The organism is Nocardia sp. GCM10030253 (assembly GCF_042675075.1).
Lineage (GTDB): Bacteria > Actinomycetota > Actinomycetes > Mycobacteriales > Mycobacteriaceae > Nocardia.
In genome coordinates this window covers 1-15,810 of record NZ_JBHTDL010000018.1, presented here as the reverse complement: position 1 = coordinate 15,810, position 15,810 = coordinate 1, and the positions used below count along the sequence as shown (strand labels likewise).

The 15,810-nt window shown below is 65.5% G+C and carries 19 protein-coding genes and 1 pseudogene; 10 read left to right on the top strand and 10 right to left on the bottom strand.

Annotated elements, in window-relative coordinates; all coding sequences use genetic code 11:
* The 4 genes and pseudogenes from ACFQZZ_RS33250 to ACFQZZ_RS33235 all read left to right on the top strand — a co-directional run.
* Positions 1–1,889: pseudogene (locus ACFQZZ_RS33250) on the top strand (hypothetical protein); the annotation flags it as partial.
* A 130-nt stretch (positions 1,890–2,019) separates the two neighbouring features.
* Positions 2,020–3,903, top strand: a complete 1,884-nt coding sequence (locus ACFQZZ_RS33245) for a hypothetical protein (protein ID WP_378688863.1) — start codon at positions 2,020–2,022, stop codon at positions 3,901–3,903.
* A complete protein-coding gene (locus ACFQZZ_RS33240) occupies positions 3,900–4,205 on the top strand; it encodes a hypothetical protein (protein ID WP_378688860.1) in 306 nt (101 codons plus the stop codon). Before ACFQZZ_RS33245 ends, ACFQZZ_RS33240 begins: the two co-directional genes overlap by 4 nt.
* Positions 4,205–4,594 carry a hypothetical protein gene (locus tag ACFQZZ_RS33235; protein ID WP_378688857.1) on the top strand — a complete coding sequence of 130 codons (390 nt, stop codon included), beginning with the start codon at positions 4,205–4,207 and terminating at the stop codon, positions 4,592–4,594. Before ACFQZZ_RS33240 ends, ACFQZZ_RS33235 begins: the two co-directional genes overlap by 1 nt.
* 97 nt (positions 4,595–4,691) lie before the next feature.
* Here ACFQZZ_RS33235 and ACFQZZ_RS33230 read toward each other — a convergent pair whose 3' ends face one another.
* From ACFQZZ_RS33230 to ACFQZZ_RS33215, 4 genes are all read right to left on the bottom strand, one after another.
* On the bottom strand, positions 4,692–4,892 hold the full coding sequence (locus ACFQZZ_RS33230; RefSeq protein WP_378688854.1) for a hypothetical protein: 201 nt from the start codon (positions 4,890–4,892) through the stop codon (positions 4,692–4,694).
* A gap of 227 nt (positions 4,893–5,119) precedes the next feature.
* The gene (locus ACFQZZ_RS33225; protein WP_378688853.1) at positions 5,120–5,437 is read right to left on the bottom strand and encodes a hypothetical protein; all 318 of its coding nucleotides are present in this window, start codon (positions 5,435–5,437) and stop codon (positions 5,120–5,122) included.
* Complete coding sequence (locus tag ACFQZZ_RS33220; RefSeq protein WP_378688850.1) at positions 5,437–5,673, bottom strand: hypothetical protein; 237 nt, start codon at positions 5,671–5,673, stop codon at positions 5,437–5,439. The genes ACFQZZ_RS33225 and ACFQZZ_RS33220 overlap by 1 nt, the downstream gene beginning before the upstream one ends.
* A 136-nt stretch (positions 5,674–5,809) precedes the next feature.
* Complete coding sequence (locus ACFQZZ_RS33215; RefSeq protein WP_378688848.1) at positions 5,810–6,556, bottom strand: hypothetical protein; 747 nt, start codon at positions 6,554–6,556, stop codon at positions 5,810–5,812.
* Between the two features lie 1,590 nt (positions 6,557–8,146).
* Here ACFQZZ_RS33215 and ACFQZZ_RS33210 point away from each other — a divergent pair.
* Positions 8,147–8,404 (top strand): hypothetical protein, encoded by a 258-nt coding sequence (locus ACFQZZ_RS33210; protein WP_378688845.1) that lies wholly within the window; start codon positions 8,147–8,149, stop codon positions 8,402–8,404.
* Positions 8,405–8,439: 35 nt separating this feature from the next.
* Here the strand turns inward: ACFQZZ_RS33210 and ACFQZZ_RS33205 are convergent, their stop codons facing one another.
* From ACFQZZ_RS33205 to ACFQZZ_RS33190, 4 genes are all read right to left on the bottom strand, one after another.
* Positions 8,440–9,321: a hypothetical protein gene (locus tag ACFQZZ_RS33205; RefSeq protein WP_378688842.1), complete on the bottom strand. Its 882-nt coding sequence runs from the start codon at positions 9,319–9,321 to the stop codon at positions 8,440–8,442.
* A 10-nt stretch (positions 9,322–9,331) separates the two neighbouring features.
* Positions 9,332–9,787: a hypothetical protein gene (locus ACFQZZ_RS33200; protein ID WP_378688839.1), complete on the bottom strand. Its 456-nt coding sequence runs from the start codon at positions 9,785–9,787 to the stop codon at positions 9,332–9,334.
* A 63-nt stretch (positions 9,788–9,850) separates the two neighbouring features.
* Positions 9,851–10,477: a hypothetical protein gene (locus ACFQZZ_RS33195; RefSeq protein WP_378688836.1), complete on the bottom strand. Its 627-nt coding sequence runs from the start codon at positions 10,475–10,477 to the stop codon at positions 9,851–9,853.
* A 252-nt stretch (positions 10,478–10,729) separates the two neighbouring features.
* Positions 10,730–11,428: a hypothetical protein gene (locus ACFQZZ_RS33190; RefSeq protein ID WP_378688833.1), complete on the bottom strand. Its 699-nt coding sequence runs from the start codon at positions 11,426–11,428 to the stop codon at positions 10,730–10,732.
* A 356-nt stretch (positions 11,429–11,784) separates the two neighbouring features.
* Between ACFQZZ_RS33190 and ACFQZZ_RS33185 the strand changes: the two genes are divergently transcribed.
* Genes ACFQZZ_RS33185 through ACFQZZ_RS33165 form a run of 5 tightly spaced genes read left to right on the top strand, consistent with a single transcriptional unit; the run spans position 11,785 to position 13,737 of the window.
* Positions 11,785–11,937 (top strand): hypothetical protein, encoded by a 153-nt coding sequence (locus ACFQZZ_RS33185; protein WP_378688830.1) that lies wholly within the window; start codon positions 11,785–11,787, stop codon positions 11,935–11,937.
* Positions 11,934–12,389, top strand: coding sequence for an ASCH domain-containing protein (locus ACFQZZ_RS33180; RefSeq protein WP_378688827.1), 456 nt, complete (start codon positions 11,934–11,936; stop codon positions 12,387–12,389). The genes ACFQZZ_RS33185 and ACFQZZ_RS33180 overlap by 4 nt, the downstream gene beginning before the upstream one ends.
* Entirely contained in the window at positions 12,390–13,010 is a 621-nt protein-coding gene (locus tag ACFQZZ_RS33175; protein WP_378688825.1) for a recombinase family protein, read from the top strand. It begins immediately after the preceding gene.
* Positions 13,003–13,245: a hypothetical protein gene (locus ACFQZZ_RS33170; protein ID WP_378688823.1), complete on the top strand. Its 243-nt coding sequence runs from the start codon at positions 13,003–13,005 to the stop codon at positions 13,243–13,245. Before ACFQZZ_RS33175 ends, ACFQZZ_RS33170 begins: the two co-directional genes overlap by 8 nt.
* Positions 13,246–13,257: 12 nt before the next feature.
* A complete protein-coding gene (locus ACFQZZ_RS33165) occupies positions 13,258–13,737 on the top strand; it encodes a hypothetical protein (protein ID WP_378688820.1) in 480 nt (159 codons plus the stop codon).
* A 306-nt stretch (positions 13,738–14,043) separates the two neighbouring features.
* Here the strand turns inward: ACFQZZ_RS33165 and ACFQZZ_RS33160 are convergent, their stop codons facing one another.
* Together ACFQZZ_RS33160 and ACFQZZ_RS33155 are read right to left on the bottom strand one after the other, a co-directional pair.
* Positions 14,044–14,895 carry a DNA methylase gene (locus ACFQZZ_RS33160; protein WP_378688818.1) on the bottom strand — a complete coding sequence of 284 codons (852 nt, stop codon included), beginning with the start codon at positions 14,893–14,895 and terminating at the stop codon, positions 14,044–14,046.
* Positions 14,886–15,743, bottom strand: coding sequence for a DUF5131 family protein (locus ACFQZZ_RS33155; protein ID WP_378688816.1), 858 nt, complete (start codon positions 15,741–15,743; stop codon positions 14,886–14,888). The genes ACFQZZ_RS33160 and ACFQZZ_RS33155 overlap by 10 nt, the downstream gene beginning before the upstream one ends.
* Positions 15,744–15,810 lie beyond the last annotated feature (67 nt).

Here is a 15,810-nt window from a genome sequence, read left to right as displayed (position 1 = left end):
AACTGCACGAGCAGGCCGCCGACTCCACACCCGACATCGATCACGCCTCCGGGCAGTTCGCGATGTTCACGCGGCTGATGTTGCAGCAGATGGTGATCCTCGCCCAGAAGCACGCCGCCGAGCGCCGCCGAGCGGCCGAGCAGATGGCCGCCCGCGCTGAGGACGAGCGCCGCGCATTCGCTGCCCGCCAGCTCGCCGAACAGAAGATGGTCGAAACCCGCCTCAACTCGCTGCGCAAGGCCGGATTCAACAACGCCACACGCGGTGAGATCGCCGCCGCTGTACGTGATGCCGCGGCCTGGGCTCCGGATAGCGCTGTCGCTAGAGCCGCCCTCGACGAGCTCAACACCCACGTGCATCAGCGCTTCGGGGTGCGTATCGATCTCGAGACCGGCGAAGTCGTCGCTGATGCGCCGGTACAGCTGATCGAGGCGATGGGCGCCGCCGAACTCGACCGGGCAGCGGATGCACGGATGCGGCGCGCGCAAGACCGCATGGTCGAAATGGTCGGCGGGATCGAGGGCCTCGACGAGAGCAAGAAGCAGGATCTCTACGCCGAAATCGACCAGTGGGCACAGAATCCGAGCTCGGCGCGACTGGACAAGGTCACCGCGGCACTGAAGGAATCCGGGGTCGACGAGCAGGTTCGGTACCGGATCCAGTTCGTTGCCCACTACCTCGGCGAGCAGCACCAGGTGGTGCCGATGGACGACCTGGGCAAGTCCGCCTCGACTCACGCGATGCTGCCTTTGCGCAAGCTCGCGGCGCCGCTGGTGGATCCGGGCGAGGAAGTCAAACCCCGCGTAGATGACCTGCTCAGCAGCTACCAGGCGCGGCTGCGTCAAGGCATGGACACCACCGAGACCACCCGCAAGCTCGGTGAGGCCATCGCGGTGATGACTCCGGAGGATCAGGCCACCGCTCGCGCGCGTGGCGTCGCGATCCGCGCCAATCCTGCTACGACGCAACAGAAGATCTGGCCCGAGCATGTCGACCGTGACGCGCTGGCCGGTGCGGTGCGCATGTACGCGGTGCTTGCTCCGCAGGCTGAGCGTCAAGCCGTCGCCGCTGATGATCTCGATGCCGCTACCGCTGTGCAGCTGCAAGAGAAGGCCGCGGTGCACCGGCGTCGTATCGAGCGTGCGATCAAGGACGGCAAAGGGCTGCATGAGCTCGAGCGTGACCAGCTCGCCAGTGTCCTGCGTGATGTCGAAGCGGGGCGTACGCAGGTGCCGGAGCTGCTGTTCGCTGATGATCGCAGCGCGGCCGCGGTCGACTCCGACCGTGCCGACCAGATCGCGCACGACACCGCGACTTACCACCGTCGCCAGCTCGACGCGATCCTCGACAGCAACACCGTGCCGGACAGTGCGCGCAAGGATCTCGCCGACGACATCTCGAAGGTCTTCCACGCCCAAACCCAAGTAGCGGCCGGGCGGTGGAGCCTCGGCGACTACGAACAGCGCGGCCTCGACGCCCAGCTCGGTGCGAAACTCACCGCCGCAGGCGCTCCCGAAGCGCTGCGTAACCGGGTCCGTAACCACCTCGAATATGCGGCCGGGGAATCGACGGTCGCGGGCAAGCAGGCACAGCGCATCGCCGATCAGTGGTCGCAGCGCCGCGACAACGTCGCCGCGGCCCGCAGCGCTGCCAAAGTCGGCCACGACTCCCCGCAACGGCGTGCAGGTATGGAAGCCACCCTGCGCGCGGCGGGACTGTCGGAGGAGACCGTCGCTCAGCGGATGGCCGCCGATGCCGGTCGCGCGGTCCCCGCGGCCAACGCTGTGGCCAATACCCCCGGACAGTCCCGCAAACCGCGCACCACCCAACAGGGCGCGGGCGTGCGCCGCACCCATCACCGCCGCGGCGAGCGTGGATACGGCAAGTGATCGCGCCATGACTACGGGTGCTGCAGAACGGCGCGGGGTCTCCCGTGACGAGCTGCACGCCGTCGCAGATCCAGGCCCCGGCTGGGCCCGAGCAGCCGACTCTCACAACCACTCTCAAGGAGAACCTCTCATGGTCAACAACACCGCCGCCGCCCAAGCCGACCGCGACGACACCGCCCGCCAGATCGCCGAGATCAACGAAGAGATCGCGACATACAAGGCACTCGAATACGAAGGCGATCCCGGGAACTACGACGCGATGCTCGACACTCCGAACGGTCACAACCAGCGGATGGCTTACCTGCTGGTGTCGGTTGCACTGCATCAGGCCCGCGAGCAGCGTGCACGGTACAGCCACGCTCGCGAGCAGGTCGAGGCTGGCGGCCACGACGCATTCGCACGATCGGACCGGCTCAATAACGACCGCTCCACCGCCGAGAGCAGGCTAGCGACCATCCCGTGGGCAGAGCCCGAAGCACTCGCCACGAGATTGGCCGATGCGCTGGTGTGGGCAAAGGACTCCAAGATCGCCGCCGAGCGGCTGCCGGTGCTGATCGACTCCTACGCCAATGTCGACGGTCTGCGGATCGACCCGAGCAGTCTCACGGTCGCCGTTGATGCTGAGTTCGACGCCCAAGTGCAGCAGGCGTGTGTCGAGGCCGCGATCGTGTACACCCGCGAGGGTGCCGCCCACGACATGCTCAAGGCGGTGAAGCTGCCAGAGGAGGTGTGGGCGGCAATCGCTCCCGTTCCGGATGGTGGGCTCACTCCGGAGACCGCACAGGCATATCTCGATACCGCGACCAGTCGTCGCGACAGACTCACTGTCGCACTCAATGCGGCCAACCTCGATCCGATGGCCCGAAGCAGTGTGGAATTCGCTGTCGACTACCTGCGCGGACAGACTGACGACCTCGACCTCACCAAGACCCCCATCCTCATCGATCCCGCCGAGGAAGTCCGCGGCCGCGTCCCTGAGCTGCTGGACCTTTTCGCCAAGCATGGCCGCACGGTCGGCGCAACCATCGCCCACGAAATCGCGGTGATGACTCCCGCCGACCAGGAACGCGTGAAGGCGGCCGGTCATGCCATCGTCGCGGCGGGTGGACCGGTGGATCACCAGCTGTGGCCTGATGAAGTCGACCGGGACGACCTCATCAGCCGAGTGTGGAATTTCGCTGATGAGACCGCCGCGGTTGCCGACTACGCCGAGGACTGGGCCATTCAGACTATGCCGGGAGCGGCCACCGGATTTGTCCCTGACGAGATCCTGCATAGGGTCGCCAAGCTCGGCGAGGATCGGGCCGCACTGCGAACGGCTCTCGACCGTGACGGCTTGCACCCGATCGAAAAGGCGGCATTGACGGCGGTGGTCGCAGAGATCGACGCCGGCCGACGCATGGGCTACGAAGCTCTCCCGCAGCTGATGTTGGTCGACGAGCGCACCAAGCAGCGCATCGATCAGTCGCGCCACCTCAGTAAGGCCGACAAGATCGGTGAGCGAACCTACGACCACGCAATCCAGGTATTGACCAACGCCAAGGTGGATCTGTCCGAGTACCAGGGCATAGACGTCGACTTGAAGCGTGTGGGCGGGCATATCGAGTACTTGGCCCAGGGCGGGCATACCCCCGCCGAGCTGAAGCAGCGGCGCGGGACCTTCGACCGAGACATGAAAGGGCTCGGTCGCGAGCTGGCCGACGCCGGAGTGCCCATGCCGATCCGCCACGGAGTCAAGGAAGTCATCGATACCAACACCCGCATAGCGGGCCTTCATGGCAAAGCCCGCGCCGAGCGTGAACAGCTGTGGGAGCAGCGGATAGGCAGCAGCGCTGCTGCTGCGGCGCGGAAGGCCGACGCGAACAGACAGCGCAATGCCGCAGCAGCCGGGCGGGCCAAACCTGCGGCGCGGGCGTGCGTCACCCGACCGACCCCGGCGGCCGCCAGCTCCGCGGTGCCGACCAAGGCCGGTGCCCGCCTCTCACGTCTGCATAACGAGGAGGTCGCGCGATGAGTACCGCACGTGTGGAGCTGCTCGTCATCGCGCGCCTGGATGGCCCCGACGGCGCGGCCGCGGACCTGTATTCCGGAGAGCTCCTCGCCGACGATCGAGGCCATACCGATGCCTACACCCGTGGGCCGTGGTGGGAATCGCTGCCGGTCGCCGAGCAGGACCACCCCACCGATATGGCCGCGATCGATTGCACGCTGCGCACCCATGGCTACACCCGTACCTGCGACTGGCACGCCCACACCACCGCCTCCGGCGTAATCCGCTACTTCGCGACCGCCACTATGGAAATCGAGGATCTCTGATGAACCACGCCACCCCCAACACGTTGAACCGTCGCCCGAAAAGCTCAGTCGCTCAGTGGCTTACTGCGCTTGCTGCGGTCGTGGCGTTGGTCGTGATCGTCGCCGCCACGGTGTTGACTCTGGATTATTTGCACCGGGTCGCGCAGTGGTACGACGCGCGCAACCCGGTAGGTCCGCCCACGGTGGCGACCTTCCAGGAACACTGCCTGGACTACACCGGATTCGTGCTCGACCAGCACCGGGCGGGACTGGATACCGGGCAGATTCAAACCGTGCTCGACCAGGCCGCGCACGTGGCTGACCAGTTCGACGCTATCGGCCGCCGCCTTGATGACCCGCAAGCCTGTGGGACCCCTGCGCAGGTCCTCCAGATTGTCGGCGCGCGGTAGCCGTCTCTCAAAAATTGCTGCGCAGGCCCCCGGAGAGTTTCGCTCTCTGGGGGCCTTCTGCTGTGGTCATGAGACGGGCGCTCGCCGCTCGAGACGTCTACAGGTATAGCGCGAGCATCGCCACGACCAGCACTACTGCCAGGAAGGCGAGCAGCAGTGCGCGGCGTGTGCGTATGCGTCGAGCGCTCTTGGGGCGCTGCACGATCCTGATGCGGGGGTACCACGGGCCGGAATCGAAGGCGCCGGCGGCGCTGAGACGGCGGATATTGCCAACGGAGATGGACTCGCCCCGGGTCATCGGCCGCACCGGTAGCACTCGGTAGGGGCATTGGGGGATCTCATGCCATGCGTACAGACACCTTGGGTTCGAGCAGATGTATTGCCCCACCGATGGACCTTCCCTCGTGGCTCACCGCTGCTAGCGCTGGCCGGTCGAGCGTAGCGATTTCCCTCAGCATCGGTGGGGCATCGACGAGTCCGACCGCGTTCTTGCTCTTGTTGGGTAGCAACGGGTTTGCGGGCTGATCAGGGTCCGAGAATCGCCCGGATCTGGTCGGCAGCGCGGGATGCGGTCCCCTCGTCGAGGATCGCGATCGGCTCCTCCGCACCGGTGAACCAGCCTGGTCCGACAGTGAACGGTGCGCCGGTCAGCGCGACACCGACCGCTCCGAGGTCGCAGATGATCGCGTCACCGGACAGGGGATCGGAGACGACCTCGACGATGATGAACTGGCGTCGGATGCGGTTGTAGTCGTCGCTGGAGACGATCAAGCACAACATCCCGCCGGGCAGCACGGAGCCCGACGGGGCATTCCAGACCTCGCCGAATCGGGGTATCGCCATCAGCTGGCCGTGCGGCGCTGTGAGATGAGGGCAGCGGTGAGCGCGCTCGCGCGGTCGGGGGTGTGACCGGCCGCGTTCAGTGTGGCGCTATCAGCGGCCAGTCGTCGGCGCAGATCGTCACGGCGGACCAAGGTCGCGAGGTAGGCCGAGCGGTCCATGCCTTCCTCTTCGGCGCGGCGCGCGAGGATCTCTAGGGTCTCGTCGTCGAACGACACACTTGTCTTACGTCCAGCCATACCGCCGAGCATACCGCCGAGGGCGGTAAGTGCTCGCGAAGATGGAACGAGCTGACCAAGCTCAGCGACCAGGCACGCAGTGTGCTCGGCAACGCTTACGACCGCGCCCGCACGGCCCTCGACGTTGCTCGCTGCGCTACCAGCTCCGAAGGCCATCGAACTTGATTCTCGAGCCAATGGCCTGCTGGAGCACACGCTCGCACAGGTCCTTCCGGCTGATCCGGGCGGGCAGGCGGGTGATGTCAAGCGCGGCGGCCACCTCGCGCAGCGCCGCCGTGTCCAGGCCGAGGCCAGAGAGGTAGGCAGCCCCGTCTGCCACGGTGGCCAGGCTCCGCAGGTGAGTGGCTACGACGGCCGCGGCCGTGCCTGCGCTGTGTCCGGCGAGCGTGTCGGTGGTGTCGTCATCGGCTACTGCGTCTCGAGCGGGCTCGGTATCGACGCGATCGGCGGCATGGTCCTGGAACATCGGTATCGATCTCTTGTTGAACCAGTCCTGAGCGCCCTGCTTGCTCATCTTTAACGCGGCACCGATCGCGCTCCAGCTCTGCCCGTCCGCGCGGGCCGCGGCGATCGCCCGGTGTCGATCGCCCGATAGCTGATTCGAGGCGGCCTCGGTGGCACGCAATACGTGCAGGGCGGTCACCGGTGCAAGTCGATCGAGCTCACGGCGGAGGACCGCGCGCATCTCGCCCACGGTGAGACCGGAGGCGCTGTCGTTGGGCTCGTCGTCGGGTCGGCCCTCGGTCTCCGCGAGGCCGTGCCGGGTCGCTCCGATGATGTCGTGGGTGTGGATGAGCGCGGCGAGGTGGTCGAGCCGCTGGCTCTCGATGAGGCGGTCGAGGTCGGTGTCGGCGGGCAGTGGCAGGTTGGCGTCGATATCCATAGGACAAGTTTACTTGACGACAAGCTAACTTGACGCTGTTTCGACAAGTTTACTTGACCAGAAATCGCCCGATTCTGACCGCCGATAAGGGAATGTTATCGGAGGCCAGAACGCGTATTCAGCGACGGCCGAACCGCGCCATTGCACTCCGATCGCTGCTCTCCTTCGCTGCCCACTTCCGCTCCAGCGCTTCGACCTTCTGCGAAAGTGGAGTTAGCTCCGTGAGGGCACGGGACAGACGGCGCACTTCCGCCTCGAGACGCTTGATTCGTTCCGTGTCGGTGAGCGCCGCATCGCTGCTCGGTGTGTCGGTGCCCTCGAACTGTTCGTGTACCAAGGCGATCCCCTTGTGTTGATGACAGTCATGGCTGCTGCCTGATAGCTGCGACGGTACGCCCGGCCACCGACATCACAAGACTTCGAACATCGGTCAGAGGTCACTCGTCGTCGGACGGCCATTCTTCGAGCTCGGGGTCCCCGTAGTTTTCGCGGAAAAAACAACGAAGTTCGCCTGACCTGCACATTCAGCACTCACATTCGGGGCCTCAGCCCTACTTCGATTGCAGCCCTAATATGTTGCTAGCCAATGGATTACGGCATTTTCGCCCGATTTTCCGCGAAAACTACGGGGCCCCAGCCTCACCTACGGCCTGTCGGCGGCGGCGTGCCGAACAGGCTGAGCGCCGCCGCCAACACCCCGGCCGCGGTCGGCCAATCGGTCAGTAGACCCACTACCACAGCGATGTCGAGACTGAGGATTAACGCGAGCAGCGGGTCTACGGGTTGAGGCCCCGAGGGGGGAACGTCTTTCTCAGCAGGCGGGCGTGTGGTTACCCTCATCCTGTCTCCGTTTCTGAATGCACAAACGACGGTGATCTGACCGCCTCCCACCATTGCCCGGTGGGAGGCGGTTCTTATTCGAGCACAGGCACCACGTCGGAAGGGATGCACTTAGAATCGGCCCATGTCACGGGGGTTGGGTTCCATTCAGCGCGAGATACTTTTCGGCCTGATGATCAGGATCAAGCAAGGCACCGATCCCCTTCGGTGGGCAGATCTGAGCGAACTGCCGAACTGGTGGGATCCGGAATCGGATCTCAACCCGCATGACATGGCGCCGCGGGATCGGCCCGCGCGGGCCACCTGGCGTAGATCGATCCGCAGTCTCATGAGCCGTGGGTTGGTCGAGAGCGGCTGGGCCGGGATGGGTGACTCGCAGAGAACGAGGTTTCTCATTCTGCGGATCACGCTTCAAGGATTGCGGTGGGTTCAGGAGGACCCGAGGCTGCGAGAGCACATTGATGCCCTGCTTCTCGCGCCCTTCCCCGACAGATGTCCGTCTGGGCACGACGCTGACTCCACTCTCGAATTGGCCGGTTCGCGGAGCTGTCTATACCGCGGCATTCTTTGGCGGCTCCACGTCCATCTTCTCGTGAGATGCCGAGAGTGCGAGACCGAATTCTCGCACCCACCGTTGCGCGTCAGCACCTGCTACGAGTGGAGTGTCCCCATCGACATACGGCGAGCCGAGGGGCCGCTGTAGTTTCGCGGAAGTTCGCCTGACCAGCCCCGAGTGGCAGAATCGCACACATGTGCGAGGTTTCTACGGAGTTCGACTGCGGTGACGAAGTGGTCTGGTGGGCCGATTCCCACGGTCGCGGGCTGCCCGCCGATCACCCCGACGCAGTCCAGCGCACCGGCACCGTGGCCAGCGTGCACCGACACCCCGAAGACCACGCCCGGATAGTCGCGTACCTGGTTACGTGCCAGGGCGGCGCGGCTGGCACCTACCTTGCGACCGTCCGTCCGGACCACGGCCACCAGCTCACCCCCGCAGTGGATGAATGATCGACATCCAGCCGCGGAAGCAGTGAGGAACTAGGTCATCGCCGCCACACATTGACCCGTTCCCGTGTGAGCAGCGGTGCACCGTTGGGGCCTTTGACGTGGTCGGGGATCCAAATGCGTTTGCGCTGGACCAGTCCGGCCCCGTGGCGTTGGTTGCGCCAATGCCCGGTCACCACCCATCGATGGCTGTACCGGCCGGGTTGTTCGTCCGGGGCGTGGGCGGGATCGTTGGGGCGATAGAGCTGGCGCAGGTCGATGATCGTCACGTCCGGCTCGCCGCGCCCGTCCCGGGCGTAGGCCCGCCGAGTCTTCTTGTCCGCGGGCTCGCGCCAACGGTCGGTGAGAGTCGGCTGAGCCATGAGGTGCCAGGCCGCCACGGTCGGGGCGATCATGGGTAGTAGCTCCCCGACCTCGTCACGGCCGATCGGCCCTAGCCCGCGGGGTAGTACGGCCAACATGACCAATGGTGGTGGGAGAGTGCCGAGCTCCACGCCCTGCGCGGCGGCAGCTTCAACGATCCGCCACCGTGCGATCCACGGAATCCACACCACGCCCGCCGAGCCCGGGCCCGGGCCCCAGGACACGGCATCGACCGGGACCACGGTCCCGTCGTAGCTGGTGGACCCGACGCCCCCGTCGAACACCATCAGCCCGGCCAATTCGGGGCGCGCCTCGAGGGCGAAGTCCAACTCGTCGAGCGCGGCCCCTGCCGACACCGCCAGTGCGGTCATGTCAGCGGATGCCCAGTACAGACCGCTGATGTCGAGCAGTCGCGCGGTGGCGGCTACGTCGATGTCATTGTGGTCGGCACCGTAGAGGCGCGTCTGATCGCGCATGCGCGGCAACGCCGAGGGGCGCACTCGGCCGGTTGCGTGACTGGTCGGGACGGTGGCGAGTAATTGCGCGAGTGTCGGCATGCTTGGGCCGTCACAACGGGTCGCGGTGGCGCGCGAGTCCGACCTGCACTAGCGACGCGTCGAAGTCGTCGCCAGGGGCGAGCCGGAACCGGCGCACCGCATCGACCACGGCCAGGCCCTGCCCCGGATTCCAGGACGCGCACAGCGCCGCGAGCTCGTCGGTGTCGATGTCCCATTTCTCGCCGTAGCCGTCCTCGGCGGCGTCTTCGATCTCGGCGGCGAGCAGTTGGCCGGGGTTGAGCAGCCAGAGCGCATCAATAAGTGTCGAGCCCAGCACGTCGCACAGGCACAACGCTTGCCCTCGGGAGAGCCGGACCGTTTTGAGTTGGGCGGCCAGGAACCCGAACCAGCGGTCGAGTTGTTCCTGGGCGACGGTGCCCAGTGCGGTCGCGGGGGCGCGGCGTCGGCTTTCGAGTTCGTGATCGAGTGGGGGCACGGCGCGGAAGGCGACACGTTCGGAGGGCATAGCGAGCTCCTTTTCCGGTGACGGCCGGGCTGTCGGATGATCCGGCCGTCACGGCTGGTCAGGTCAGGAATCCGAGCGCAGCCGGTCGCGGCGCTCGGTGAGGTAGGCGGGAGTGTCGAGCAGGATCTGATACCCGTATTCGGACGCGGTGGCCGCCTCCGCGCGCACCTGCTCGGTGATGTGCTCGAGTTCGCTGTCGGTGGTGGTGGCGGTGATCCCGAGTTCAGCGTCGACATCGGGGCTTTCGGCGAACCAGTCAGCAGCAGGCGAGGCGACTACCCGGTCTTCCATCGGCCACCAATCGGTTCCGTCCTCGCGACGGCCGCAACGCATGGCGATCAACTCGATCGCTGTGTCGGCCTGCTCGGTGGTGGCGTAGCCGACGTTGTTCGAGCCGTTCCACTCCACTGTCCAGCCGTCGAGGACGGTCTGGGCCAGCGGCACCAGCTCGGCGAGTAAGGCGTTGGCGGCCTCGGCGGTCAGGGCCGGAATCCCCCACCGCAGGGTGCGGGAGTGGTAGACCGACTCTGGCATGCCGTTGCCGAGGATTCCGTCCCAATCCGCGCGCAGCTCACCGGATTCGGTGTTGAGCTCCACGTGACAACCCTGGGGTTCGTATTCGCCTTCGTAGTGGGTGTACAGGACGGCGGGGTCGGACTCATTGAGGCGGTGTACAGATACCGTGGTCATAGCTGCAAGGCTCCGTTCTTGCGGTGAGGACGGCTATCAGTGGGGCGCAATCCCTGGTAGCCGTCCGTTTTCGTTTCCGATATGCCCATCTTATCAGGCTGTGCAACAGCTGTGCAACAGCGGTTGGGGCTGCATCCGCTTTCGATCAGTCAACGGATCGGTCAAGCTCGGGCGATCTTCCAGGCTTTCTTAGACCTACTCGGCAGGCGCCGTGTCTCGCTCCTGACCGATGCCAACTGCCGAAACCCAGCTCTATTCGCTGGGCGGCTTCCCGCCGCGGTTGTTGCTCTGACCAAAGAAGAACCCGAGTATCAACAGAAACGCGCTTGAGACGATTTCGGGCACACCCGTGTGGGTGAACATCCCAGTGATCAGCGCTGCGGTGAGAGCGACCAGCAATAGGCCGCCGATGAGAACCGCTGCGGGATCGCGCTCAAGAAGAGCTAACCGCAGCGCCCAGGTGTGCTTCTTCTGCTCTAGGTCAAGGCGTTTCCGCGCTTCGTACCCTTCCAACTGCCTGAGTGCCGCGCGTTCCTGCTCCGCGAGGGGCTCGGTTCGCCGTGCCGAGATCTCGGTGAGCTTGTCCGTAAGTTCCTGCCGGACGGCGGAATCCTCGACCTTCTCGTCGACAGCGGCTTTGAACTCTTGAACCTGTGTCCGCTGCGAGAGTACGGCGATTCTGGCGAGAGCAAGGTTTCTGCGGGCGAACAGCATCCCCATGAGATTCCTAGCTCGAGGGTCGCTGAAGTCCGTGGTTTGGTCGGTGAGCGTTTTGATCATGTGATCGGTCGAGAGAAGGTTCGCTTTGAGCTCTGGGAGTGACTTCTCGTGGAGGTCAGCGTTGACGCTTTCCGACTTAGTCCACAGGGGGATGCCCGATTCGTCATCTTCAAGCGCACTCCAAAGCGCATCTAGCTTGTCGTCTGGCCTACTGCCTGGATCTGACGACATCGCTTCAGTCCCCCAACTCTTTGTAGATAGTGGGAGCGAGAGTACTTCTTTGCACGCCGGATAGCCGACGAATGGGGACGTCAGGAAGCGCCCGCGCGAGTCCGCCGACGACAGATTGGCCGACCCGGCGCACACCTGACGACGGAATCCGACGGCGCCACACGCTGGGTCGACTGGTTCGTCTAGATCGGACGTGGCATGTCTCGAAACCTTGGTTTCGAGACAGCCGGGCGAGACCTCCAGCGCGGAACGTAATCCCATGTCACACAGTCTCATATTCTTATCTCGAAATTGCGTCTCAAAACTGAGTCACGGGGTAGAATTATGAGACTACCGATCGAACTGGGGAGGCCCGTATGGAAATCGAAGTCGAGGCAGGGAGGCTGGCCCTCATTGAGGGCGCGCTCTTCCACGACGAACTCACCGACACCGAATTGGTTGTCGCACTGCGGGCGTCGGGCCTGCACGAGACCGCGCGGGTTCTGTCCCGCCTCCTGCGCCTCCGGTGACCGCCGTATCGGCGCGGCCGGATCTGCGGGTCCTGAGCGTGCGGAGACCGTGGGCGAACCTGATCGTCGCCGGACGCAAGACGGTGGAGAACCGTAGTTGGTCCACGGCCTACCGCGGGCGCCTGGTGATCCATGCCGGTCGCACCTGGGTACCGGCCGCCGCAGAGTTATCGCGCACGCTGGGGATCACAGGGTTCGACGCCGCGAATGGAAGCCCCGGCGGGTTCCTCGGAACGGTCGAGGTGCTCGACGTCCACCCGGCCGCCAGCTGCTGCGCCCCCTGGGGGTTTCAGGACCCGGACACATTCCACTGGGTCCTCGGCGGCGCACAGCCGTTCGACGAACCGATCCCAGGCCTGGGACGACTCGGGCTCTACCGCGCTCCGGACCACCTCCTCGATGTGGTCCTCGGTACGACACTGCCCGGCGCCGCCGGGCGGAAAGGCGCATGAATGGATCTCGGCTATGCCCGCGTCTCCACCACCCACCAGGACCTCGAACGTCAACTCGTCGCGCTAGCCGAGCACGGGATCACCGAAGACCGGATCTACGCCGACAAGAAGACCGGCGCCACCATCGACCGCCCGAAGTTCCAAGAACTGCTGGGCTACGCCCGCCCCGGCGACACGATCGTGGCGACCAACCTGGACCGGCTCGGCCGCAACCTGCGCGAGTGCCTCAACGTCATCCACGACCTCACCGCCCGCGGGGTCGGGGTGAAGACCCTGCGGGATCCGCTGCCGATCGACACCACCGACACCTCTGGCATGGCGGAGATCTCCGTAGCGATGCTGGCACTGTTCGCGCACATGGAGCGCGTGTTCATGCGCGAACGTGCCGCCCACGCCCGTGAGGTCGCTGCCGCCCAAGGCAAGCAGCCCGGCCGCCCTCGCAAACTCAGTGCCGCTCAACTCGCCGCGGCTCGAGCCGCGCTGCGCGAGGACCAACCCGTCGACCAGGTCGCCGAAGCGTTCGGAGTATCGCGGGCCACCCTGTACCGCTACCTCGCAGAAGCTCCCGACACTCAACCGAGCGCCGGGGATACCGAAGGAAGGAAAACCAGGAATGAGTGATACCGCAACCACTTCCGCGCCCACTCCGGCGCAGCTCGACGTTGCTCGCGGCTATATCGAGGCGTGCGTCGACTACTTCCGGGAATGGACCGACGCCGACGCCGAAGCACTGACCGCCGCCAGCGCCGACGAGATCGTCGCTCGAGCTTTGCGGTGGTGGCCAGAGGGCTGGGCCGACTTCTGCACCTACTTCGCTACCGACATCCACAACAGCACCGAGAACCTCGACAGATAAGGAGCACCTCTGATGAAACCCGAGATCACCCCTGCCCACCGAGAAGCCCTCGACCACCTCTTGGAGGAAGGCAGCGAAACCCTCGGCGTCATCCCGTCCGCGCTGGCCGGCCACTACCCGCCCGGCTCGGACCAGGCCGATATGTCGATCGACTGGGGCAGCCCGTTCCCGGTCTTCGCTCATCCTGCCGATCCGGACCGACTGTTGATCGGCGTGTTCACCGATCATGGATGGACGCTCGTCGCGCTCGACCACATCGCGCACCTGTTCTGCGAGCACCCGGTGTGCGGTGCGGTCATCGACCAGCGGCTGCGCGAGCTCACCGAGATCCCCTCGGACGCCTCGTTGTTCGCAACCCAAGACGTCCAGACCAGCTGGTGCGACGCCCCACTGCCGTATGTGGTCCACATCGACGACCACCAGGCCGCCGCGGCGAAAGGCTGGAACGGGACATTGACCGACCACACCGAAATAACGTGCTGGTGGGCATAACCGACGATTCCGGGCGCGGGTAGCGACCCTGAACAAAGACGAGGACCGGCCGGGAGCTATCCGGCCGGTCCTCGCGTTCAACAGGGTCCCACATGAAGGCTGGCGACTCCTTACGCCGCTGCGCCTCTACCGACAAACCGGCCGACACCTCCGCGGTGCCCTCGACCGTCGCGCCCACGCAGCCGACTGCCCCACCGCAGCCGTGCTTTCCGTTCCAGGCGTCCTCCTGCTGACCTGGTCCCGAACGCAAAGCTCGCCCCGGTCCAGCGCGGACCGGGGCGAGCTGTCGGAAGTCGGGATGTAGCTTCAGGATTCGTCGAGCAGTTCGAATACCCGCCCCGGTGTGGTGTCCGTGTACTTCTCGTACTCCTTCGGCTGATCGCCCTTGAACTTCTGGCCGTCGAGCTGCATGGCGAGGTACTTCGCGTGCACCTCGGGTTCTTCCTGTGCAAGCCGCAGGAGCTGGCGGCCGAGGTGGCGGGTGTAGGACGGAGGCACCGCGGCCGCCATTTCTTTGTCTGTCGCCCAATCCATGCCCATTGCCGGTGCCCAGTGCTCTCGGCCGCCGCCGTTGCCGTAGACCTGCACGACCGTGGACAGTCTGCGCTCACCGTTGGGGCGCCAACCGGTCCAGTACTTCGGCTCGGTGAATCTGTCGTGCGCGCACGCAACGCCGATGAGCGGGACATTCGATTCGAACAGTCGATGCCGACGTAGTGGCTGATTCAAGCCGGTGCCGCAGATCCGAACCGGCGAGATGAGGTGCGGCCGTGCATCCTCCACGTTTTCGATGACGTACGGCAGCCCGGTCCTGACCAACAGCTCTCGCGTCGCCGCGATGAGGTCGGGGTGGTTGTACTCACGCCCAAGCGTGCGGTTGACCGCTCCAAGATTCAGATATCCCTGGCACGGTGGCGATGCGTGGATGGCGTCGAACCTCGAGCCGTGCTCGGCAACGAACTCCAACGCGTCTGCGCGATGAAATTCGAAGGGGTAGTTCGGTTGTGGCGCGATGTCGACCCCGACCACGTCGAACCCGGCCCGGTGGTAGCCAGTCGCGGCGCCGCCAGCGCAGCAGAACAGATCCAATAGCCGTGGTCGTTGCCCTGGCCGCCGAGCGGGTTCTGGGAGGTCGAACAATGCTGGTGTCATGACCATGAGGCACTCCGGTTGCGGGGGAACTGGTTCCAGATTTGGCCGTCGAGTTCGCGGCCAGCCGATTTCGGGGTGCGCCCGCCCCACTGCTTGAAGAAGAAGGCGGTACCCGCCTCGACGCATTGGTCGCGCAGGTCGCGCACCCAATCAGGTTGCATCGGGCGTGCGTTCGGGCCGGATTCCCCTCCGACGATTACCCAGTCGATTGCCGGGGTGGGCCGCTGCTGGTTACACCGCTCCGGGCAGCCGCATTCGAACCGGTCCGCGTCATCAGGCCACCGGCAGCCACAACCCGCCGGGCAGGCGCTGGGGAACAGGAACCGATCCAAGTCCAAAGGGCCTAGCAGCGGTTCGCACGAGAGGAACCGCACCGTGGCAGGGGTGGCGAGCAGGTCGGTGATGCGGTGTGTGGTCGCACCGTTCTCGACCGAGGTCCCCAACCACAGATTCGGCGGGAATTCCAGGCCACGTTCGGTCAGGCGCCGCGCCCGTGAGGGCCGCTTGGTCAGCACTTGGTAGGTGTGCTGCGGGGTGGCGCGCACGACGTCGAGGACAGCCCGGACGAATTCCTCACTGACCTTGGCGTGGAACAAGTCCGACATCGAATTCACGAACACCAGCCGCGGTGCCCGCCAACGCAACGGGATCTCCAACGCGCCGCGGTGCATGGTCACCGCGAACCCGGGCCCGGAGGTGCGCGGATCCCCGTCACGCTGGTACTTATCCGATCCCATCGCCTTGAGCCGTTTGGCCATGGCCAACGCGTAGCAGTTGTCACAGCCCGCGCTGATCCGGTCGCATCCAGTGACGGGATTCCAAGTGGTCTCGGTCCATTCGATGCCGGTACTCATGCGGCTGTCCTTTCGATCTGTTCGCCGGTGATGGCTTCGACGAGGGCGCAGCCGATGACTTCGGCTG

Excerpts from the sequence above, each read along its gene's own strand:
- ACFQZZ_RS33215 (WP_378688848.1), bottom strand. The coding sequence starts at position 6,556 with ATGGATATCGACGCCAACCTGCCACTGCCCGCCGACACCGACCTCGAC.
- ACFQZZ_RS33200 (WP_378688839.1), bottom strand. The coding sequence starts at position 9,787 with ATGCCCTCCGAACGTGTCGCCTTCCGCGCCGTGCCCCCACTCGATCAC.
- ACFQZZ_RS33160 (WP_378688818.1), bottom strand. The coding sequence starts at position 14,895 with ATGGTCATGACACCAGCATTGTTCGACCTCCCAGAACCCGCTCGGCGG.
- ACFQZZ_RS33195 (WP_378688836.1), bottom strand. The coding sequence starts at position 10,477 with ATGACCACGGTATCTGTACACCGCCTCAATGAGTCCGACCCCGCCGTC.
- ACFQZZ_RS33175 (WP_378688825.1), top strand. The coding sequence starts at position 12,390 with ATGGATCTCGGCTATGCCCGCGTCTCCACCACCCACCAGGACCTCGAA.
- ACFQZZ_RS33155 (WP_378688816.1), bottom strand. The coding sequence starts at position 15,743 with ATGAGTACCGGCATCGAATGGACCGAGACCACTTGGAATCCCGTCACT.
- ACFQZZ_RS33170 (WP_378688823.1), top strand. The coding sequence starts at position 13,003 with ATGAGTGATACCGCAACCACTTCCGCGCCCACTCCGGCGCAGCTCGAC.
- ACFQZZ_RS33185 (WP_378688830.1), top strand. The coding sequence starts at position 11,785 with ATGGAAATCGAAGTCGAGGCAGGGAGGCTGGCCCTCATTGAGGGCGCG.
- ACFQZZ_RS33220 (WP_378688850.1), bottom strand. The coding sequence starts at position 5,673 with ATGGCTGGACGTAAGACAAGTGTGTCGTTCGACGACGAGACCCTAGAG.
- ACFQZZ_RS33210 (WP_378688845.1), top strand. The coding sequence starts at position 8,147 with ATGTGCGAGGTTTCTACGGAGTTCGACTGCGGTGACGAAGTGGTCTGG.
- ACFQZZ_RS33205 (WP_378688842.1), bottom strand. The coding sequence starts at position 9,321 with ATGCCGACACTCGCGCAATTACTCGCCACCGTCCCGACCAGTCACGCA.
- ACFQZZ_RS33230 (WP_378688854.1), bottom strand. The coding sequence starts at position 4,892 with ATGACCCGGGGCGAGTCCATCTCCGTTGGCAATATCCGCCGTCTCAGC.
- ACFQZZ_RS33165 (WP_378688820.1), top strand. The coding sequence starts at position 13,258 with ATGAAACCCGAGATCACCCCTGCCCACCGAGAAGCCCTCGACCACCTC.
- ACFQZZ_RS33190 (WP_378688833.1), bottom strand. The coding sequence starts at position 11,428 with ATGTCGTCAGATCCAGGCAGTAGGCCAGACGACAAGCTAGATGCGCTT.
- ACFQZZ_RS33235 (WP_378688857.1), top strand. The coding sequence starts at position 4,205 with ATGAACCACGCCACCCCCAACACGTTGAACCGTCGCCCGAAAAGCTCA.
- ACFQZZ_RS33245 (WP_378688863.1), top strand. The coding sequence starts at position 2,020 with ATGGTCAACAACACCGCCGCCGCCCAAGCCGACCGCGACGACACCGCC.
- ACFQZZ_RS33225 (WP_378688853.1), bottom strand. The coding sequence starts at position 5,437 with ATGGCGATACCCCGATTCGGCGAGGTCTGGAATGCCCCGTCGGGCTCC.
- ACFQZZ_RS33240 (WP_378688860.1), top strand. The coding sequence starts at position 3,900 with ATGAGTACCGCACGTGTGGAGCTGCTCGTCATCGCGCGCCTGGATGGC.